The sequence below is a fragment of the Streptomyces sp. NPDC058401 genome (assembly GCF_042722885.1).
Lineage (GTDB): Bacteria > Actinomycetota > Actinomycetes > Streptomycetales > Streptomycetaceae > Streptomyces.
Map to the genome: position 1 here is coordinate 1 of NZ_JBHXKA010000101.1, position 20,333 is coordinate 20,333.

The window sequence follows — 20,333 nt, forward strand, 5'->3', positions numbered from 1 at the left end:
CCGGCGTTTGAGGACCGGGGTCTGGGGCGGAGCCCCAGGGGGTCCGGGCGCAGCCTGGTACCCCTCCTCAGCCCGTCCGGCGTTCGGGGCACGGGTCCGGGCGCAGCCTGGGGACACTTCCAGCCTCGCCGGAGCTTGAGGCGCGGGGTCCGGGCGGAGCCCGGGGACACTCCCAGCCTCGCCGGCGTTTGAGGCGCGGGGTTCGGGCAGCGCCAGGGACACTCCCAGCCTCGCCGGTGTTCGAGGCACGGGTCCGGGCGGAGCCCAGGGACACTTCCAGCCTCGCCGGCGTTTGAGGCGCGGGGTCCGGGCAGTGCCGGGGGACACTTCCAGGCTCGCCGGCGTTTGAGGCGCGGGGTCCGGGCAGTGCCCGGGGACACTCCCAGCCTCGCCGGCGTTTGAGGCGCGGGTCCGGGCGGAGCCCGGGGAACGGTGGAAGGGCGGGTAGGGGACAGCCCCGCAGGGCCGCCTCACACGCGCCGACGCCGCGCACCCTGCTGGCCGGTGAGGCATCAACGTGTCCCTGGCCGGGCCTGGGCAGCGGCCCGGCCCAGCCCCGCCCGGCCAGGGCCCCGCACCCGCCCACACAGGGCTCAACAGCGACGCCCCCCGCCCCCGGGCCACTCACCCCCGATTGGCCGGTCCGCAGCCGCCCCGGCGCCCCCTACCGTGCCCCCATGCACCACACCCTCGCCGCCGACCTGGCCCGCCTCCCCGAACTCCTCGACGCCACCCGCGAAGCCGCCGCCGCGACCCTCGCAGCACTGGACACACGCCCCGTCGTACCGGGACCGGCACAGGCACAGGCACAGGCACCGGCACAGACACCGGCACAGACACCGCCACCCCACCCGGCGACGCCGGACCCCACCCCACCGCTCCCCGAACACGGCACCGGCACCGAAGCCGCCCTCGCAGCCTTCGAGGCGCGCTGGGCCCCGCGCCTGTCGGCCTCCGCCGGCCCCCGCTACCTCGGCTTCGTCACGGGCGGAGCCACCCCCGCCGCCCTCGCGGGCGACTGGCTCACCGCGGCGCACGACCAGAACTCCAACTCCGCCCTGGACGGCGGCGGCCAGGACCTCGAACGCGAAACCGTCTCCTGGCTCCGCGACCTCTTCGACCTCTCCGCCGCCCACACCGGCACCTTCGTCAGCGGTGCGACGATGTCGAACACCACCGGCCTGGCCATCGCCCGCGAATGGCTCGGCGAACGCCTCGGCGTCTCCCCGGCCGAGGACGGCGCGGCCGCGCTGGGCCCGGTCCGCGTCCTCTCCGGCGCTCCGCACTCCTCCATCGCCAAGGCCCTGTCCCTCCTCGGGCTGGGCCGTGCCGCGCTGGTCCCCGTACCGACCCTGCCCGGCCGCGAGGCCGTCGACCCGGCCGCCCTGGACCGCGCCCTGGCCGACGCGCCCGGCCGTCCCGCCGTGGTCGTCGCCAACGCCGGCACCGTCAACACCGTGGACTTCGACGACCTCCGCGCCATCGCCGCGCTCCGCGACCGGCACGACTTCTGGCTGCACACGGACGCCGCCTTCGGAGCGTTCGCCGCGCTCTCCCCAACCCACGCCCACCTCACGGACGGCCTCGACGCCTCCGACTCGGTCTGCATCGACCTGCACAAATGGCTCAACGTCCCCTACGACAGCGCCGTCCAGTTCACCCGCCGCCGCGACCTCCAGGCCCGCGTCTTCCAGAACGCCGCCACCTACCTCGGCCCGCTGTCCCAGGACCCCGACCTGGTGCACCTCACCCCGGAGAACTCCCACCGGCTGCGGGCCCTCGCCGCCTGGTTCACGCTGCGCGCCTACGGCCGCGAGGGCCACCGCGAGATCGTGGAACGGGACATCGCCTGCGCCCGCTCCCTCGGCGAATCCCTCACGGCGGACCCGTACTTCACGGTCCTTGCCCCGGTCCGTCTCAACGTCGTCTGCTTCACCCTCTCCCAGGCCCCCACCGCGGCCCGCCTGACGGCCCTGCGCGAAGCGGCCGGACCCGAGGTCTTCGTCACCCCCACGACGTACGCGGGAACCCCCGCCCTGCGCGCCGCGTTCTCCAACTGGCGCACCACACAGGCGGATGTGCGCCGGGCCGTGCAGGCCCTCCACACAGCGGCGAAGGAGCTCGGATGACCGACGGCCCACTCACCCTCATCGAGGTCGAGGCCCTCGCCCGCGCCGCGCACGAAGGCCAGACGGACAAGTCCGGCCGCCCGTACGCGGAACACCTCGCCGCCGTCGCCGAGGGCGTCCGCGCCCGCGGCGGCACCGCCGAACAGCAGGCGGCGGCCTGGCTCCACGACGCGATCGAGGACGAAGCCCTCACCCTGGCCTGGCTGGAAGCGGCCGAACTCCCCCGACCGGTCAAGGACATGATCCTGGCCGTCACCAAACGCCCCGGCGAACCGGTCGAGGCCTACACGGCCCGCATCCTCGCCACCCCCGGCGCCCTCCTGATCAAGGAAGCCGACCTGGCCCACAACACGGACCCCGCCCGCCTGGCGGTCCTCGACGCCCCCACCCGCGAAAGACTGTCCGTGAAGTACGCCTATGTCCGCTCCCTCCTGGGTCTCGCCACCCCTTGACGCAAAAGCGCCACCGTCACTTCGTCACGAGACGGATAGCCGGGGCGCGTTGGTGGGAGGATGGAGCATGTGGGGGCGCGCACGGCCGCGCCCCGGGCCGACCAGGGGACGACCGAAGGTGTGATCAGAAGTGGCCATTTCGCTGTCAGTCGTAGTCCTGTTGGCGATCATCCTCGTGGTGCTCGTCCGCGGAGGCCACCTCAAGGCCGGCCCCGCGATCGTCGCGGTCCTCTTCGGCTTCTTCCTCGCGTCCAGCTCCATCGCCCCGGACGTGAACCGCTTCCTGAACTCCCTCGCGGACACCATCGCAGGCATCAAACTCTGAGCTTCCGCCCCCGGCCCGCGGCACAGCCCTCTTCACCGCCGCGTTCCCGGTCCGCTACAGATACCCCTCGGTCCGCTTCGGCTTCGGCTGAGGCGGTAGCCGCACCCGGCTCTCGTCCGCCCGCCACTTCGCCGACTCGCGGCCGTAGCGAACCCCCCACAAGAGGATGGCGACGGCCTGGAAGCCGCGCATGACGCGGGTCCTCCTCCGCGATCACGAAGACCAGCGCCGGCACCAAGAACACCAGGATCCAACGCGGATGATTCCGCCAGTCGTTCTTGCCCCCCATGTGACCTCCCAGCGGGACCCTAAAACCCGAGCAGCCCGGAAACCCAAGGTTTCCCACTCTCCGCCGGGTCACTAGGTCCCCGCCCTACCGGAAGCCGACACCGCGCCAAGCCCCGGGAACGACGAAGGGCCAGGTCGAGGAAACATCCTCTGACCTGGCCCTTTGCGTCTCTGAGCGGGTGACGGGAATCGAACCCGCGTAGCTAGTTTGGAAGACTAGTGCTCTACCATTGAGCTACACCCGCAGTACGTGTGACGCAGGTCCGGGGACCGCGGCACGAACAGGATCATAGCGGGTTCCCGAGGGGGATCGCACACCGCATTTCGCGCCCGCGTGGGGTTTTCGCCGAAACTCCGCACGGCGGAGGGTCTTCGGGCATGTACCCTACGTGTCGCACCGACGGGGTGTGGCGCAGCTTGGTAGCGCGTCCGCTTTGGGAGCGGAAGGTCGTCGGTTCGAATCCGGCCACCCCGACCAGCAAGAGGATCGCGCGATCCCCCTCCGAGACCGCGTCGATGATCGCGTTGTGGGCTGATTGCCGCTTGCGGCTACTATGCAAGCTGCGTGCCCGTGTGTCTGATGTACCGGGCCCGATCCGCTGAGAACCGCTAGACCGCGGCGATGAGCAGAGACCCCCAGCAGTCAGCCACAAGGAGACCGAACCGTGAAGAGCGCCGTGGAGACCCTGAACCCGACTCGGGTTCGGCTCACTGTTGAGGTGCCCTTCGAGGAGCTCAAGGACAGCCTCGACGCGGCCTACAAGAAGATCAACCAGCAGGTCACGGTGAAGGGCTTCCGCAAGGGCAAGATCCCGGCCCGCGTCATCGACCAGCGCTTCGGCCGCGGTGCGGTGCTGGAGGAGGCCGTCAACGACGCCCTCCCGAAGTTCTACACCGAGGCCGTCAACGAGGCCGACCTGAACCCGCTGGGCCAGCCCGACGTCGACATCAAGGAGCTGAAGGACGGCGAGCTGCTGTCCTTCACCGCCGAGGTCGACATCCGTCCCGCGATCGAGATCCCGGACTACTCCGGCATCGAGGTCACCGTGGACGCCGTCGAGGTCTCGGACGAGGACGTCGAGAAGTCCGTCGAGCAGCTGCGCGGCCGCTTCGCGTCCACCAAGGACGTAGAGCGCGCGGCCGAGGACGGCGACGTCGTCACCATCGACCTCGAGGCCAAGGTCGACGGCGAGGTGCTGGAGGACGGTGTCGCCCAGGACGTCTCCTACACCATCGGCTCGGGTGAGCTTCTCGAAGGCATCGACGAGGCCGTCAAGGGCCTGGAGGCCGGTGGCGAGGCCACCTTCACCTCCCAGCTGAAGGGCGGCTCCGCCGAGGGCAAGGACGCCGAGGTCACCGTCAAGGTCACCAAGGTCTCCGCCCGTGAGCTGCCGGAGCTGGACGACGAGTTCGCCGGCCTGGCCAGCGAGTTCGACACCCTCGAGGAGCTGAAGGCTGACAGCCGCAAGCGCCTCGAGAACATGAAGCAGTACGACCAGGCCACGCAGGCCCAGGAGCGCGTCCTGGAGAAGCTGCTGGAGCTCGTCGAGGTCCCGATCCCCGAGAAGCTCCTCGCGGACGAGGTCCAGACGCGCAAGCACAACCTGGAGCACCACCAGCTCGGCCAGATGGGTCTCACCATCGAGAAGTACCTCGAGATCCAGGGCAAGACGGTCGAGGAGTTCGACGCCGAGACCGCCGAGCAGGCGATCAAGGGCATCAAGACCCAGTTCGTCCTCGACGAGCTGGTCAACAAGGAGAAGCTGAACGTGAACCAGGAGGAGCTCACCGAGCACCTCATGCGTCGCGCCGCCTCCTCCGGCATGTCCCCCGACCAGTTCGCCCAGGCCGTCGTCGAGGGTGGCCAGGTTCCGATGCTCGTCGGCGAGGTCGCCCGCGGCAAGGCCCTCGCGGCCGTCGTCGAGGCCGCCAAGGTCACCGACACCAACGGTGAGGTCGTCGACCTCTCCGACGAAGAGGACGAGCTCGAGCAGGCCGCCGAGACCGTCGAGAACGTGGTCGAGGCCGACGGCGAGATCGCTGCCGACGAGGCCAAGTAACACCTGGGGTCACCCCCGCTGAGCAGTACCAGAGCACGGCCCGGAGGGCCCGTACGCCATCGCGTCCGGGCCCTTCGGCCTTCCCCCGGGACCGCCCTGCGCATGACCTCCGCGCGCCCTCCGCACGCTCCCCGCGCGCCCCCCGCACGAGCTCCGCGGGACCCTCTGCGGAACCCTCCGTGAGGGGCCTCTGACCTTGCGCTCCGAGCGAACAGTTCGGGAAGCGGGATGGCGTTGTCGTAGCTGCGCGTTAGGGTCCATGAATACGAGGGCACGGGAGTACCCGACGCCGGCGGACATCGTCCGCACGGCAGGTCCGCGCCCCAGAACGAGACGCTGAGACGGCACATGGCCGTCGGAGACGAGCAGGTGGATACGTGACGAATCTGAAGCCTTACGCCGCGGGTGAGCCGTCCATCGGTGGCGGCCTCGGCGACCATGTCTACAACCGGCTGCTCGGCGAGCGCATCATCTTCCTCGGCCAGCAGGTCGACGACGACATCGCCAACAAGATCACTGCGCAGCTCCTGCTCCTGGCCGCCGAGCCGGAGAAGGACATCTACCTGTACATCAACAGCCCCGGTGGCTCGGTGACGGCGGGCATGGCGGTCTACGACACCATGCAGTTCATCCCGAACGACGTCGTCACCATCGGCATGGGAATGGCGGCCTCCATGGGCCAGTTCCTGCTCACGGGCGGTACCGCGGGCAAGCGCTTCGCGCTCCCGAACACCGACATCCTGATGCACCAGGGCTCCGCCGGCATCGGCGGCACCGCCTCGGACATCAAGATCCAGGCCCAGTACCTGCTGCGCACCAAGCAGCGCATGGCTGAGATCACCGCGCACCACTCCGGCCAGACCGTGGAGACGATCATCCGCGACGGCGACCGCGACCGCTGGTACACGGCGGAAGAGGCCAAGGCTTACGGCCTCATCGACGAGATCATCTCCGCCGCGGCCGCTGCCCCCGGCGGCGGTGGCACCGGGGCCTGATCCCGGCCCCGGCGTACGGGATCCCGCACGGGGACCCGTACGCCGCCCGCACCAGGCAAGCCTCAGCCCGCAGAACGCCACCAGGACGGTGAACACCCAGATGCACATGAACAACCTTTCTCCCGCGAGCGGCCTCTACACCGGCGCGCCGGTGGACAACCGCTACGTCGTGCCGCGCTTCGTGGAGCGCACCTCGCAGGGCGTCCGCGAGTACGACCCGTACGCGAAGCTCTTCGAGGAGCGCATCATCTTCCTCGGCGTGCAGATCGACGACGCCTCCGCCAACGACGTCATGGCGCAGCTGCTGTGCCTGGAGTCGATGGACCCGGACCGCGACATCTACCTGTACATCAACAGCCCCGGCGGCTCCTTCACCGCGCTGACGGCGATCTACGACACGATGCAGTTCGTGAAGCCGGACATCTCGACGGTCTGCATGGGCCAGGCGGCCTCCGCCGCCGCGGTCCTGCTCGCCGCCGGTGCGCCCGGCAAGCGCATGGCGCTGCCGAACGCCCGCGTGCTGATCCACCAGCCCTCGGGCGGTACCGGCCGTGAGCAGCTCTCCGACCTGGAGATCGCGGCCAACGAGATCCTGCGCATGCGCGACCAGCTGGAGAACATGCTGGCCACGCACTCCTCGACCCCGATCGAGAAGATCCGCGACGACATCGAGCGCGACAAGATCCTCACGGCCCAGGACGCGCTGGCGTACGGCCTGATCGACCAGGTCGTGGCGACCCGTAAGACTTCGAACTGATCCTTGCCGCCAGTTGGCGCGGGCATGTCGCCGGATTCGGCGATGTGAACCACGTCAAGGGGGCCCCGCTCGGGGCCCCCGGCAAGGTACCGTCGGATATGAGGCACCAGGAGCGCTGAACCAGGCGTCTCCCAGGCGAAGGGGAAGCACCTCGTGGCACGCATCGGTGACGGCGGCGACCTGCTCAAGTGCTCGTTCTGCGGAAAGAGCCAGAAGCAGGTGAAGAAGCTCATCGCGGGACCCGGTGTGTACATCTGCGACGAGTGCATCGACCTCTGCAACGAGATCATCGAAGAGGAACTCGCGGAGACCTCCGAGGTTCGCTGGGAAGAACTTCCCAAGCCCCGTGAGATCTACGAGTTCCTGGAGAGCTACGTCGTCGGCCAGGAGCCGGCGAAGAAGGCGCTCTCCGTCGCGGTGTACAACCACTACAAGCGCGTCCAGGCCGGCGAGAACGGCGGCGGGACGGGCCGTGACGACGCGATCGAGCTCGCGAAGTCCAACATCCTCCTGCTCGGCCCCACGGGCTCGGGCAAGACGCTGCTGGCCCAGACGCTCGCCCGCATGCTCAACGTTCCGTTCGCCATCGCGGACGCGACGGCGCTCACGGAGGCCGGGTACGTCGGCGAGGACGTCGAGAACATCCTGCTCAAGCTGATCCAGGCGGCCGACTACGACGTCAAGAAGGCCGAAACCGGGATCATCTACATCGACGAGATCGACAAGGTCGCCCGCAAGAGCGAGAACCCGTCGATCACGCGCGACGTGAGCGGCGAGGGCGTGCAGCAGGCCCTCCTGAAGATCCTGGAAGGCACCACCGCTTCCGTACCGCCGCAGGGCGGCCGCAAGCACCCGCACCAGGAGTTCATCCAGATCGACACGACGAACGTGCTGTTCATCGTGGGCGGCGCCTTCTCCGGCCTGGAGCGGATCATCGAATCCCGCGCCGGCGCCAAGGGGATCGGCTTCGGGGCGACGATCCGCTCGAAGCGCGAGATCGAGGCGAGCAACCAGTTCCAGGAGGTCATGCCGGAGGACCTGGTGAAGTTCGGGATGATCCCCGAGTTCATCGGCCGTCTCCCCGTCATCACCTCGGTGCACAACCTGGACCGCGAGGCCCTGCTCCAGATCCTCATCGAGCCGCGCAACGCCCTGGTGAAGCAGTACCAGCGGCTGTTCGAACTCGACGGTGTCGAGCTGGACTTCGAGCGCGAGGCCCTCGAGGCCATCGCCGACCAGGCGATCCTCCGCCAGACCGGCGCGCGCGGCCTGCGCGCCATCATGGAAGAGGTCCTGATGTCGGTGATGTACGAGGTCCCGTCCCGCAAGGACGTGGCCCGCGTGGTCATCACCTCGGACGTGGTCCGCTCCAACGTCAACCCGACGCTGGTCCCGCGGATCGTCCCGAAGGACCAGGGCCCGCACGAGAAGTCGGCGTAGCACCCGGTAGCACGCAGCAGACATGAGGAAGGGCGCCCCCGGTCCGGGGGCGCCCTTCCTCATGTGGTGGGCGCGGGCGGCTAGTTCTTGACGCGCGCCGTGTTGTAGAGCTTCGCGTCGAGCTCGGCGGTCTGGGCCAGGGTGTAGCCCTTGCCGCCGGTCATCATCTTGGCGATGTCGATGGTGGTGGTGAGGCCCATGGTGCTGTAGTCCGTCCAGATGCACACCGGGAAGGTGACTTCCTTGGGCTCCAGCGGGTTGGTGGAGGGCTTCTTGGAGACGATCTTCATCTCCTGGCACTTCATCAGCGCCCCGCTGAACCCGGCCGGCTTGAAGGTCTCCGGGGAGCCGATGAACTGGACGTCGGCGTCCTTGTCCTTCTCCTCCGTGCTGGAGGCCTTGAACATCGCGAACGCGGAGTCGAGGGTCTTCGAGGGGTCCGCGATCTCGCCGGAGAACGAGGAGAAGCTGAGCTGCTTGCTCTCCAGCGGCTTGGCCTTGTCGGAGATCTCGTAGTCCTGGGCGACCTTGACCGGGTTCTTGATCCCGATCGCCTCGACCTCCTTCTTCTCCTTGTCGTCCATCTTCTTGGCCGGAGCGGCCGTGGCGGGCTTCTTGAAGTCGTTCACCGCGGCAGGCGGGACGATCTTGTAGCCCTTCGTGGAGGCCGAGACGTCACCGTTGCCGGCGCCCGAGCCCAGCAGGTAGAACGCCCCGCCGCCGATCACGGCGACCGCCACGACAACGCCGATGATCACGCCGGCCTTGGACTTCTTCGGGGGCTGCTGCGGGGGCATCCCGCCGTACGGGGGCTGCTGCTGGTAGCCGCCGTACGGAGCCTGCTGCTGGGGGAAGCCGGGCTGCTGCTGCGGGTAGCCCTGCTGCGGAACTCCCTGGGGGGCCTGCTGCGGGTACCCGTATCCGGGCTGCTGCCCGTAGGGGCCGGGCTGTTGTCCGTACGGGCCCGGCTGCTGCGGCTGCTGCCCGTAGGGCCCCGGCTGCTGCGGCTGCTGGCCTCCGTACGGTCCCGGCTGGTTGTAGCTCATCCCGCGTCCCCCCATGAGGTTGTTTATACGTCCCACACATCCTGGCGGAAGCCGGGGCGGTGCAAGGCCCCGGGCCCCCGGAAACCCGGTTTCATGACCGGACCGTTACGGCCCTAAACTGTGGCTCGTGACCGAGAACACGCAGACACCCAGCAGCCCCTACTCCGAACTGCCGACTTCGTACGCGCCGGCCGATGTAGAGGGGAAGCTCTACGAGCGCTGGGTAGAGCGTGGGTACTTCGAGGCGGACGAGAAGAGCGACAAGCCCCCCTTCGCCATCGTCATCCCGCCGCCGAACGTCACCGGAAGCCTCCACCTGGGGCACGCCTTCGAGCACACGCTGATCGACGCCATCACCCGCCGCAAGCGCATGCAGGGCTACGAGACCCTGTGGCAGCCCGGCATGGACCACGCGGGCATCGCCACCCAGAACGTCGTCGAGCGCGAGCTCGCCAAGGAGGGCAAGTCCCGCCACGACCTGGGCCGCGAGGCCTTCGTCGAGCGCGTCTGGCAGTGGAAGGGCGAGTCCGGCGGGCAGATCTCCGGCCAGATGCGCCGGCTGGGTGATGGTGTGGACTGGTCGCGCGAGCGGTTCACGATGGACGAGGGCCTGTCCGAGGCCGTCCAGACCATCTTCAAGAAGCTCTACGACGACGAGCTGATCTACCGCGCCGAGCGCATCATCAACTGGTGCCCCCGCTGCCTCACCGCGATCTCCGACATCGAGGTCGAGTACCAGGACGACGAGGGCGAGCTCGTCTCCATCCGCTACGGCGAGGGCGAGGCCTCCATCGTCGTCGCGACGACCCGCGCCGAGACGATGCTGGGTGACACGGCTGTCGCCGTCCACCCCGAGGACGAGCGCTACAAGCACCTCGTCGGCACCGAGATCGAGCTGCCGCTCACCGGCCGCCGCATCCCGGTCGTCGCCGACGAGCACGTCGACCCCGAGTTCGGCACCGGCGCCGTCAAGGTGACCCCGGCGCACGACCCCAACGACTTCGAGATCGGCCAGCGCCACGGCCTGCCGAACCTCGCCGTCATGGACGAGCACGCCGTCATCACCGTCCACGGCCCCTTCCAGGGCCTGGACCGGCTGGAGGCCCGTTCCGCCATCGTCGCCGCGCTGCGCGCCGAGGGCCGGATCGTCGCGGAGAAGCGCCCGTACACGCACTCCGTCGGACACTGCTCGCGCTGCAAGACCACCATCGAGCCGCGCCTGTCGCTCCAGTGGTGGGTCAAGGTCGGCCCGCTCGCCAAGGCCGCCGGTGACGCGGTCCGCGACGGCCAGGTCAAGATCCACCCGCAGGAGATGGAGAAGCGCTACTTCGACTGGGTCGACAACCTCCACGACTGGTGCATCTCGCGCCAGCTCTGGTGGGGCCACCGCATCCCCGTCTGGTACGGCCCGAACGGCGAGATCGTCTGTGTCGGCCCCGACGAGCAGCCGCCGACCGGCGAGGGCTGGACCCAGGACACGGACGTCCTGGACACCTGGTTCTCCTCCGGCCTGTGGCCGTTCTCCACGCTCGGCTGGCCGCAGCAGACCGACAGCCTGGCGAAGTTCTACCCGAACGCCGTCCTGGTCACCGGCTACGACATCCTCTTCTTCTGGGTCGCCCGGATGATGATGTTCGGCCTGTACGCGATGGACGGCACCCCGCCGTTCCACACCATCGCCCTGCACGGCATGGTCCGCGACGAGCGCGGCAAGAAGATGTCGAAGTCCTTCGGCAACGCGGTCAACCCGCTGGACTGGATGGACAAGTACGGCTCCGACGCGGTCCGCTTCACCCTGGCGCGCGGCGCCAACCCGGGTGTCGACGTCCCGATCGGCGAGGACTGGGTCCAGGCCTCCAGCAAGTTCGCCAACAAGATCTGGAACGCCACCCGCTTCGCGATGATGAACGGCGCCACGATCGAGGGCGACCTGCCGTCGGTCGAGGAGATGTCGGCGACCGACCGCTGGATCCTGTCCCGGCTGAACGAGACGGTCGCGCAGGCCGACGCCTTCTACGAGGACTACCAGTTCTCGAAGCTCAGCGAGGCCCTCTACCACTTCGCGTGGGACGAGGTCTTCGACTGGTACGTCGAGCTCTCGAAGACCACCTTCTTCGCGGGCGGCGAGCCGGCCAAGGCCTCCGCCCGGGTCCTCGGCGAGGTCCTCGACGTCATGCTGCGCCTGCTCCACCCGGTGGTCCCCTTCGTCACCGAGACCCTGTGGACCACGCTGACCGGCGGCGAGTCCCTCGTGATCGCCGAATGGCCCAAGGACAGCGGCTTCCGCGACGAGGCCGCCAAGGCCGAGATCGAGGGCATCCAGAGCCTGGTCCGCGAGGTCCGCCGGTTCCGCAAGGAGCAGGGCCTCGACGACAAGCAGAAGGTCCCGGCCCGCCTGGACCTGTCCGCGACCACGCTGGCCGCCCACGAGGCCGCCATCCGCCAGGTGCTGCGCCTCCAGCCGGAGGGCGACGCCTTCAGCGCCACCGCGACCCTGCCGGTCGCCGGCGCCACCGTCGCGCTCGACCTGTCGGGCACCATCGACGTGGAGGCGGAGCGCAAGCGGCTGAGCAAGGACCTGGCCGCCGCCGAGAAGGAGAAGCAGCAGGCCGAGGCGAAGCTCGGGAACGAGGCGTTCATCGCCAAGGCCCCCGACAACGTCGTGGACAAGATCAAGGGCCGGCTGAGCAAGGCCGAGGCGGACATCGCCCGGCTGAAGACCCAGCTGGAGACCCTGCCGGCCGCCTGACGGGCCCGTAGGGCACACCCGTAGGACACAAGCGAAGGCCCCCACGCCGTCGGTCGACGTGGGGGCCTTCGCGGTATGTGTTCCCCGCGAGGGGGCCGGCATCACAGCAGCTGTGCGCCGAACCTCGTCAGGATCAGCGCCGCGACCACGCCGTACGCGCCCAGCGGCACCACCCAGTGGGGGAGCGCCCGCAGCCGGGAGCCGGCCGGGGCCAGGTGGCGGGTGACGTACCAGAACAGCGGGATCATCACCGCCCAGACGACCATGCACCACGGGCACAGGGCCCCGATCACGTACAGGCACTGGCTGATCAGCCACACCGTGAAGGCGAATCCGGCGGCGATCCCGGCCCACAGCCCGCGCCACAGCCACCGGGGGAGCACCGCCCCGGCGACCAGGGCCGTGCCCAGTCCGGCCAGGGCCGCGAAGCCGGCGAGGCCGAGCAGCATGTTGGGGAAGCCGAGGAGGTTGCCCTGCCAGGTGGTCATCACGTCGCCGCAGCTCAGCACCGCGTTGACGTTGCAGCCCGGGGTGAAGAGCGGGTCCTCCAGGGTGCGGATCCGGTCGTAGGTGAGGATCCCGGAGGCCAGGGTGCCGACGAGGCCGCCGATCAGCAGGAGCAGGGCGGTGCCCCGAGGGGTGGCCGTTCCCCGCGGGGCGGTCGTTCCCCTTTGGGTGGTCGCTCCCCGGTCGGTGGTCGTTCCCCTTTGGGTGGTCATTCTCCCGACGCTACGAGCGCGGCGGCGGCCCCGGGTAGAGCGGAACGCCTCCGGGCCGAAGGACCTCCGGCCTGTCCGAAGTGCCCTAAATCACGCGTTCTCCGCCCCGGCCGGCCCGGATCCGGGGGTGCCCAGCACGGATGATGGAGGGCATGCACGTCAAGCCCGCCCTCTCGGCGCCCCACCGGCTCACCGCCTTCGGCCGCCGGCTCGCGCAGGGCTGGGCCGGGTCGCCGCGCGCGATGGACCTGCTCGCGGCCCTGAGCTGCCTGGGCCTGATCGCGCTCGACCTGCCGGGCCTGGCGGCCGCCGACAACTCCCTGAGCGGCCCCGCGGCAGCGGTCGTGCTGACGCTCGGCTGCTCCACCCTGCTGGTGCGGCGCCGGATGCCCTGGGTCTCGTACCTCGCCGCGCTGCTCTTCATCGGCTGGCTGCACGAGCTGACCCTGATCCAGTTCGCGCTGTACTCGGTGGGCCGCTTCCGCGGGCGCCGGGCCGGCATCCTCGCCACCTCGGGCTACCTCGCCTTCACGCTGTGCCTGTTCTGCTGCGTGCCCGGCTGGCCGCTGGCCCGGGCCGAGACGCTCAGCTCCTTCCTCAGCCTGGTCGTGCCCATCGGGGTGCTCGCCTCGGCCGTGGGCATCGCCGCCTACCGCCACGACCTCGTGCGCGAGCTCGACACCCGGCGCGCCGAGTCCGCCGTCCTGCAGGCCGTCCAGCAGGAGCGGACCTCCGTCGCCCGCGACGTCCACGACTTCGTCGGGCGCGAGCTGACCCTGCTGACGGTCCGCTCCGAGGTGCTGTCGATGCGCTCGCGCGAGACGGCGTACGCGAAGGACTTCGAGGAGCTCGCCGACACCGCCCGCCGCGCCCACCTGGTGCTCAACGAGATCATCGTGCAGCGCGGGGAGCGGGCGGCCACCCCGGGCGTGGACGGGCTGGCGGCGCTCGCGGAGGAGAGCGGGCGCGCGGGTTCACCCGTACGGCTCGACCTGGATCCGGCCGTGCACGGGCTGTCGCCGCTGCGCCAGGCGGCGGTCTACCGGGTGGTGCAGGAATGCCTGACCAACGCCGCCAAGCACGCGCGCGGCGAGACCATCGAGGTGTCCATCGCGGCGGAGGGGCCACAGCTGCGGATCGCCGTCCGCAACGGGCTGGCCCAGCGCGTTCCGGCCAGGGCCCCCGTCTCGGCGGGCTCGGGCACGGCGAGCATGTCCGAGCGCGTGCGCAGCCTGGGCGGCACACTGACGGCCACGCGCACGCAAGAGGCGTACGAGGTCCTCGCGACGCTCCCGAAGGGCTGAGCCCGGCGGCGGCGCCGGCCCCGCGCGCGCCCGCCCTAGCCCTTCGCCGGTGCCAGCAGGCTGCTGAGCGCGTCCATGTCCTCCACGCAGCGGCCCGAGCCCAGCGCCACGCAGTCCAGCGGGTCGTCCGCGACGAAGACGGGGATCCCCGTCGAGGAGGCCATCCGCAGGTCCAGGCCGGGCAGCAGCGCGCCGCCGCCGGTCAGGACGATGCCGTGCTCCATGACGTCCCCGGACAGTTCGGGCGGGCACTCCTCCAGGGTGGTGCGCACGGCGGCGATGATCGCCTCGATCGGCTCGTCGAGGGCGGCCCGTACGTCGCGCGCGTCGAGCACGAGCGTCTGGGGCATGCCGCCGACCTTCTCGCGGCCCCGCACCGTGAAGGTGGCGCTTTCCAGCTCGGGCCGGTCCGGCACCGGCCACGCCGAGCCGATGGCGATCTTGACGTCCTCGGCGGTGCGGTCGCCGATGAGCAGGGAGTGCTCTTTGCGGACCCAGTCGGTGATCGCGGCGTCCAGCCGGTCGCCGCCGATCCGCAGCGACTGGGAGGTGACGATGCCGCCCAGCGAGATGACCGCGACCTCGGAGGTGCCGCCGCCGATGTCGACGACCATCGAGCCGCGCGGTTCGGACACCGGGAGCCCGGCCCCGATCGCGGCGGCCATGGGTTCCTCGATCAGGTGCACGGTTCTGGCGCCGGCCCGGGTGGAGGCGTGGATGATGGCCCGCCGTTCCACCGGGGTGACCCCGGACGGTACGCAGATCACCATGCGGGTGCGGACCCGGCGGCCGGGGACGGCCTTGCGGACGAAGTGCCGGATCATCTCCTCGGCGGCCTCGTAGTCGCAGATCACGCCGTCCTTGAGGGGGCGGATCGCGGTGATGGAGCCGGGGGTGCGGCCGATGGTCTCCTTGGCCTCGGTACCCACGGCCAGTGCGGTGGTGGTGCCCGCCTTGACGGCGACCACGGACGGCTCATTGAGGACGATGCCGTGCCCCCGTGCGTAGACGAGGGTGTTGGCGGTTCCCAGGTCTATCCCTATGTCGCGGCTGGAACCTGTCTTGTTCGTGCTGGCCTGCGGCATTTGCTCCCCAATCTCCTGTCCGCAAGGCTTGCATAACGATCTGGTCGCCCCGGCAGCCGAAGGTCCCGATCCGACCGGGCCGAAAGACCCCCCGGTCCTCGTCCGTAGACTGGGTCCCGTGAGTGAGCAGCAGCCCGAGAGCCACGATGACAGCTTCGACGCGTTCGACCAGATCGTCGCGGAAGAGTCCGACCGCGACCCCGACCTGGCGGTGATCGCGGCGGGCAGCCGCACCCTGCGCACGCAGGCCGGTCCGCCCCAGGGCGACCCGGTACCCGAAGAGCCCGCCGACCCCGAGGTGGCCCAGGCGCTGCGGGAGGTGGAGCAGGAGCTGGCCGGCCGCTGGGGCGAGACCAAGCTGGAGCCGTCCGTCACGCGGATCGCCGCGCTGATGGACGTCCTGGGCGAGCCGCAGCGCGCGTACCCCTCCATCCACGTCACCGGCACCAACGGCAAGACGAGCACCGCCCGCATGATCGAGGCGCTGCTGAACGCCTTCGAGCTGCGCACCGGCCGCTACACCAGCCCGCACGTGTCCTCGGTGACCGAGCGGATCAGCCTGGACGGTGCACCGATCACCGCCGAGCGGTTCGTCGAGACGTACCACGACATCAAGCCCTACGTGGACATGGTGGACACGGCCGAGGAGTTCCGGCTGTCGTTCTTCGAGGTCCTCACCGGCATGGCCTACGCGGCCTTCGCGGACGCGCCCGTGGACGCGGCCGTGGTCGAGGTCGGCATGGGCGGCACCTGGGACGCCACCAACGTGATCGACGGCGCGGTCGCCGTGGTCACCCCGATCAGCCTGGACCACACGGACCGGCTCGGCTCCACCACCGGTGAGATCGCACAGGAGAAGGGCGGCGTCATCAAGCAGGGCGCCACCGTGATCCTGGCGCAGCAGCCGGCGGACGCCGCGCAGGTACTGCTGAAGAAGGCAGTGGAGGTCGACGCGACCGTCGCCCGCGAGGGCATGGAGTTCGGCGTCGTCACCCGCGAGGTCGCGGTCGGCGGGCAGCAGCTGACGCTGCGCGGGCTGGGCGGCGAGTACGACGGCATCTTCCTCCCGCTGCACGGCGCCCACATGGCGCACAACGCGGCGGTGGCGCTGGCGGCGGTCGAGGCCTTCTTCGGGATCGGCGCCGACCACGCGCGGGCGCTGGACGTGGAGACCGTGCAGAAGGCCTTCGCCTCGGTGACCTCGCCCGGCCGCATGGAGGTCGTGCGGCGCAGCCCGACGGTGGTGCTGGACGCGGCCCACAACCCGGCCGGGGCGCGGGTCACGGCGGAGGCGGTGACCGAGGCCTTCGGCTTCAGCCGGCTGATCGGCGTCGTGGGCGCGAGCGAGGGCAAGGACGCGCGCGGGGTCTTCGAGGCCTTCGAGCCGATCTTCGCCGAGGTCGTCATCACGGAGAACACCAGCCACCGGGCGATGTCCGCCGACGATCTGGCGGCCGTCGCGGTCGAGGTCTTCGGCGCCGACCGGGTGCAGGTGGAGCCGCGGCTGGACGACGCCCTGGAGGCGGCGATCACGCTGGCGGAGGAAGAGGCGGAATACGGAGGGGCCGGGGTCCTGGTGACCGGGTCCGTCATCACGGTGGGCGAGGCCCGCCTGCTGCTGAAGAGGGGCTGAGGGATGCGCACGCTGTGTGCTTCGACGCTGATCGCCGAGTTCTTCGTGATCGGCTTCGCCGGGCTGGTCGCGATGAAGGGCGATCTGAGCCAGACCACCGTCTGGACGGTCTGCGGGATCGCGATGCTGGTGTCGGTCCTGCTGTGCGGGATGCTCTCGCGCCCCGGGGCCGTGCAGATCGGCTGGGCCCTGCAGATCGGGCTCGTGCTGAGCGGGTTGGTCGTCCCGATGATGTTCATCCTGGGCGTGGTGTTCGCCGGCCTGTGGTGGTGCTCGATCCACTACGGCCGCCGCATCGACGTGATCAAGGCCCGCTGGGCCGCCCAGGCGGAGGCCCAGGCCGCCGCCCCGACCGAGGCGTAGCCGGCGGGGGAGCCGGAGCGGGGCCCGGGAAGGCCCCGTACGGCCGGGGCCCGGGCCCCTGTAGCCTCGTCGGACCGCACCCGTATGCCGCAAGGAGTTACCCATATGACCCAGCGCACGCTCGTCCTCCTCAAGCCCGACGCCGTCCGTCGCGGCCTGATCGGCGAGATCGTCGGCCGCATCGAGCGGAAGGCCGGCTGGACCATTCCCGCGCTGGAGCTGCGCACGCTGGACCAGGAGACCCTGGAAGCGCACTACGGCGAGCACAAGGGCAAGGTCTTCTACGAGCCCCTCATGGGCTTCATGGCGAGCGGCCCGGTCGTGGCCCTGGTCGTCGAAGGGGAGCGCGTCATCGAGGGTGTCCGCCAGTTGGCGGGACCCACTGACCCGATTGCCGCCGCGCCCGGCTCCATCCGGGGTGATTTCGGTACCGTCACCCGGGAGAACCTGATCCACGCCTCGGACTCCGAGGAGTCCGCGGAGCGGGAGCTGAAGCTGTTCTTCCCGGCGCTGTGATCACTCTTTTCTGACGCAACATCAGCCGAATAGCGCTCATGACCTGGGGCGACCGAAGTAATTTCGGTCGCCCTCCGGTATTACCGGGCATATTCGGGAACGCATCGACAGGACACGACGTCACCACTATGGGGGCGGGTATTCGTTCCGGCGGGCTTGCCGGAGTCCCGTCGCGCGGTGGCCGTACTTGCGGCACTACGATGGGGCCTCCACCCACACACCCACCTCGCCGACCTGACAGCAGCCGCTATCAACTGGAAGGCCAGACGCTCCTCATGGGGAACAAGGGGAACAACATGTCGTTCATCGGCCGTGACATGGCGATCGACCTCGGGACCGCCAACACGCTGGTGTACGTGAGGGGCCGGGGAATCGTCCTGAACGAGCCGTCCGTGGTCGCCATCAACACGAACACCGGTGGCATCCTGGCGGTCGGCTCCGAAGCCAAGAAGATGATCGGGCGCACGCCCGGCAACATCGTCGCCGTGCGGCCTCTCAAGGACGGCGTCATCGCCGACTTCGAGATCACCGAGCGGATGCTCCGGTACTTCATCCTCAAGATCCACAAGCGCCGTTACCTGGCCCGTCCGCGCGTCGTGGTCTGCGTGCCCTCCGGCATCACGGGAGTGGAGCGCCGCGCCGTCATCGAGGCGTCCACGCAGGCCGGTGCCCGCCAGGTGCACATCATCGAGGAGCCGATGGCCGCCGCCATCGGTGCGGGCCTGCCCGTCCACGAGGCCACCGGCAACATGGTCGTGGACATCGGCGGCGGCACCACCGAGGTGGCCGTCATCTCCCTCGGCGGAATCGTCACGGCACAGTCCATCCGGGTGGCCGGCGACGAGCTCGACAACGCGATCATCCAGCACATCAAGAAGGAGTACTCGCTCCTCCTCGGTGAGCGGACCGCCGAGCAGATCAAGATCACCATCGGGTCGGCCTACGACCTCGACAAGGACGAGCACACCGAGATCCGCGGCCGCGACCTGGTCTCGGGCCTGCCCAAGACCGTCGTGATCTCGGCCGCCGAGGTGCGCAAGGCGATCGAGGAGCCGGTCAACGCCATCGTCGACGCCGTCAAGACCACCCTCGACAAGTGCCCGCCGGAGCTCTCCGGCGACATCATGGACCGCGGCATCGTCCTGACCGGAGGCGGCGCCCTGCTCCGCGGCCTCGACGAGCGGCTGCGCCGCGAGACGGGCATGCCGATCCACATCGCCGAGGACCCGCTCGACTCCGTCGCGCTCGGATCCGGCAAGTGCGTAGAGGAGTTCGAGGCGCTCCAGCAGGTCCTGGACGCCCAGCCGCGGCGCTGATCCGGCCCGCCGCACGGCGGTGGAACCCCGCCGCACGGCGGTGGAACACAAATGATCCGCCGTACGGGTGCTACCGGGCCCGTGCGGCGGATCGTTGATATACAGGCAAGGTCCGGTGCGAGCCCCGGCTCCACCGGAGCGGCGCGGGCCGTCTCTTTCGGCCCAGCCGCACGGGTATCTATGAGGAAGGCACGGCCGCCGCACGTGAGGGACACACGAGAGAGCCGGCTGCTCCTGGTGCTTCTGATCGCCATCGCGTTCGCTTTGATCACGGTGGACATCAGGACGGGCGAGGAGTCTCCGGTCGACGGTGCCCGACAGGCCGCCGCAGCGGTCTTCGGGCCGGTCGAGAAGGGCGTGGCGAAAGGGGTCGACCCGGTCGCCAACGCCATAGGGGCGGTACGGGACTCCGGCGAGCGGCACAACCGCATCGCGACGCTGGAGCGCGAGAACGCGGCCCTCAAGGCCAAGCTGGGCAGCGACGACCAGACCCGCAACCGGATCCGCGAGCTCGACGAGATGCTCAAGCGGGCGGGCGCGGGCCAGTACGGCATCAAGGGCGCCGAGGTCATCGCCATAGGAGCGGCCCAGGGCTTCTCCTGGACCGTGACCATCGACGCGGGCAGCAAGGACGGCATCGAGCGCGACATGACCGTCCTCAACGGGGACGGACTCGTCGGCCGCGTCGCCACCGTCGGCCCCGACACCGCCACCGTGGTCCTCGCCAACGACCCCGACTTCACCGTCGGCACCCGTCTGGAGAAGACCGGGGAACTGGGCTTCGCCACCGGCCAGGGCGACCGGGAGCTCTCCGTACAGCTGCTCAACGGCAAGGCCAAGATCAACACCGGCGACCGGCTCGTGACCTTCGGCTCGCGCGGCAACAAGCCCTTCGTGCCCGGAGTCCCGATCGGCGAGGTGATCAAGGTCGACCCCTCGCGCGGCGACCTGACCCGCACCATCTGGGTCCGCCCCTTCGTGGGCTTCTCCCGCCTGGACATCGTGGGCGTCGTGGTCATGCCCCCGCGCGAGGACCCGCGCGACGCGGTCCTGCCGCCCAAGCCCGAGGCCCCCAAGCCCACCCCGACGGTCACCGTCACGGTCACCCCGTCGCCCGGCGCGTCCGGCAAGCCGGCCGAGGACTAGGAGCCGATCA

The 20,333-nt window shown here is 70.0% G+C and carries 17 protein-coding genes and 2 tRNA genes; 15 read left to right on the forward strand and 4 right to left on the reverse strand.

Features of this window, described 5'->3' with window-relative positions; all coding sequences use genetic code 11:
* Window positions 1-677 precede the first annotated feature (677 nt).
* The 3 genes from ACFWNV_RS29105 to ACFWNV_RS29115 all read left to right on the forward strand — a co-directional run bounded on the left by ACFWNV_RS29105 (window position 678) and on the right by ACFWNV_RS29115 (window position 2,906).
* On the forward strand, window positions 678-2,129 hold the full coding sequence (locus ACFWNV_RS29105; RefSeq protein WP_383952772.1) for a pyridoxal phosphate-dependent decarboxylase family protein: 1,452 nt from the start codon (window positions 678-680) through the stop codon (window positions 2,127-2,129).
* Window positions 2,126-2,581, forward strand: coding sequence for an HD domain-containing protein (locus tag ACFWNV_RS29110; RefSeq protein ID WP_383952774.1), 456 nt, complete (start codon window positions 2,126-2,128; stop codon window positions 2,579-2,581). Before ACFWNV_RS29105 ends, ACFWNV_RS29110 begins: the two co-directional genes overlap by 4 nt.
* A gap of 130 nt (window positions 2,582-2,711) precedes the next feature.
* The gene (locus ACFWNV_RS29115) at window positions 2,712-2,906 is read left to right on the forward strand and encodes a hypothetical protein (protein WP_250739483.1); all 195 of its coding nucleotides are present in this window, start codon (window positions 2,712-2,714) and stop codon (window positions 2,904-2,906) included.
* A gap of 462 nt (window positions 2,907-3,368) precedes the next feature.
* Here ACFWNV_RS29115 and ACFWNV_RS29120 read toward each other — a convergent pair.
* Window positions 3,369-3,439 (reverse strand) — tRNA-Gly (locus ACFWNV_RS29120).
* Window positions 3,440-3,595: 156 nt separating this feature from the next.
* On the opposite strand from ACFWNV_RS29120, the gene ACFWNV_RS29125 reads away from it, so the two are divergent.
* From ACFWNV_RS29125 to clpX, 5 genes are all read left to right on the forward strand, one after another.
* A tRNA-Pro gene (locus ACFWNV_RS29125) sits at window positions 3,596-3,672 on the forward strand.
* 187 nt (window positions 3,673-3,859) lie between these two features.
* Window positions 3,860-5,254, forward strand: coding sequence for a trigger factor (tig, locus tag ACFWNV_RS29130; RefSeq protein WP_383952776.1), 1,395 nt, complete (start codon window positions 3,860-3,862; stop codon window positions 5,252-5,254).
* 377 nt (window positions 5,255-5,631) lie between these two features.
* Complete coding sequence (locus ACFWNV_RS29135; protein ID WP_383952778.1) at window positions 5,632-6,249, forward strand: ATP-dependent Clp protease proteolytic subunit; 618 nt, start codon at window positions 5,632-5,634, stop codon at window positions 6,247-6,249.
* A 106-nt stretch (window positions 6,250-6,355) separates the two neighbouring features.
* On the forward strand, window positions 6,356-7,006 hold the full coding sequence (locus ACFWNV_RS29140; protein ID WP_243334852.1) for an ATP-dependent Clp protease proteolytic subunit: 651 nt from the start codon (window positions 6,356-6,358) through the stop codon (window positions 7,004-7,006).
* A 153-nt stretch (window positions 7,007-7,159) separates the two neighbouring features.
* Entirely contained in the window at window positions 7,160-8,446 is a 1,287-nt protein-coding gene (gene clpX / locus ACFWNV_RS29145) for an ATP-dependent Clp protease ATP-binding subunit ClpX (protein WP_250739478.1), read from the forward strand.
* Between the two features lie 80 nt (window positions 8,447-8,526).
* Here clpX and ACFWNV_RS29150 read toward each other — a convergent pair whose 3' ends face one another.
* Window positions 8,527-9,492 carry a hypothetical protein gene (locus tag ACFWNV_RS29150; RefSeq protein WP_383952781.1) on the reverse strand — a complete coding sequence of 322 codons (966 nt, stop codon included), beginning with the start codon at window positions 9,490-9,492 and terminating at the stop codon, window positions 8,527-8,529.
* 127 nt (window positions 9,493-9,619) lie between these two features.
* On the opposite strand from ACFWNV_RS29150, the gene ACFWNV_RS29155 reads away from it, so the two are divergent.
* Window positions 9,620-12,241, forward strand: a complete 2,622-nt coding sequence (locus ACFWNV_RS29155) for a valine--tRNA ligase (protein ID WP_383952783.1) — start codon at window positions 9,620-9,622, stop codon at window positions 12,239-12,241.
* Window positions 12,242-12,342: 101 nt separating this feature from the next.
* On the opposite strand, the gene ACFWNV_RS29160 is transcribed toward ACFWNV_RS29155, so the two are convergent.
* Complete coding sequence (locus tag ACFWNV_RS29160; protein ID WP_383952785.1) at window positions 12,343-12,960, reverse strand: vitamin K epoxide reductase family protein; 618 nt, start codon at window positions 12,958-12,960, stop codon at window positions 12,343-12,345.
* Window positions 12,961-13,112: 152 nt separating this feature from the next.
* Between ACFWNV_RS29160 and ACFWNV_RS29165 the strand changes: the two genes are divergently transcribed.
* Window positions 13,113-14,264, forward strand: a complete 1,152-nt coding sequence (locus ACFWNV_RS29165) for a sensor histidine kinase (RefSeq protein ID WP_383952787.1) — start codon at window positions 13,113-13,115, stop codon at window positions 14,262-14,264.
* A gap of 35 nt (window positions 14,265-14,299) precedes the next feature.
* Here ACFWNV_RS29165 and ACFWNV_RS29170 read toward each other — a convergent pair whose 3' ends face one another.
* Window positions 14,300-15,349 carry a rod shape-determining protein gene (locus ACFWNV_RS29170; RefSeq protein ID WP_383952789.1) on the reverse strand — a complete coding sequence of 350 codons (1,050 nt, stop codon included), beginning with the start codon at window positions 15,347-15,349 and terminating at the stop codon, window positions 14,300-14,302.
* Window positions 15,350-15,467: 118 nt separating this feature from the next.
* Here ACFWNV_RS29170 and ACFWNV_RS29175 point away from each other — a divergent pair, with 118 nt between their 5' ends.
* The 5 genes from ACFWNV_RS29175 (at window position 15,468) to mreC (ending at window position 20,323) form a co-directional block, all read left to right on the forward strand.
* Window positions 15,468-16,982, forward strand: coding sequence for a bifunctional folylpolyglutamate synthase/dihydrofolate synthase (locus tag ACFWNV_RS29175; RefSeq protein ID WP_383952791.1), 1,515 nt, complete (start codon window positions 15,468-15,470; stop codon window positions 16,980-16,982).
* A gap of 3 nt (window positions 16,983-16,985) precedes the next feature.
* A complete protein-coding gene (locus ACFWNV_RS29180) occupies window positions 16,986-17,345 on the forward strand; it encodes a DUF4233 domain-containing protein (protein WP_383952793.1) in 360 nt (119 codons plus the stop codon).
* A gap of 105 nt (window positions 17,346-17,450) precedes the next feature.
* The gene (ndk, locus tag ACFWNV_RS29185) at window positions 17,451-17,861 is read left to right on the forward strand and encodes a nucleoside-diphosphate kinase (protein WP_214950910.1); all 411 of its coding nucleotides are present in this window, start codon (window positions 17,451-17,453) and stop codon (window positions 17,859-17,861) included.
* 296 nt (window positions 17,862-18,157) lie between these two features.
* Window positions 18,158-19,177, forward strand: coding sequence for a rod shape-determining protein (locus tag ACFWNV_RS29190; RefSeq protein ID WP_069923827.1), 1,020 nt, complete (start codon window positions 18,158-18,160; stop codon window positions 19,175-19,177).
* Window positions 19,178-19,381: 204 nt separating this feature from the next.
* Complete coding sequence (gene mreC / locus ACFWNV_RS29195; protein ID WP_383952796.1) at window positions 19,382-20,323, forward strand: rod shape-determining protein MreC; 942 nt, start codon at window positions 19,382-19,384, stop codon at window positions 20,321-20,323.
* The last annotated feature ends 10 nt before the right edge of the window (window positions 20,324-20,333 follow it).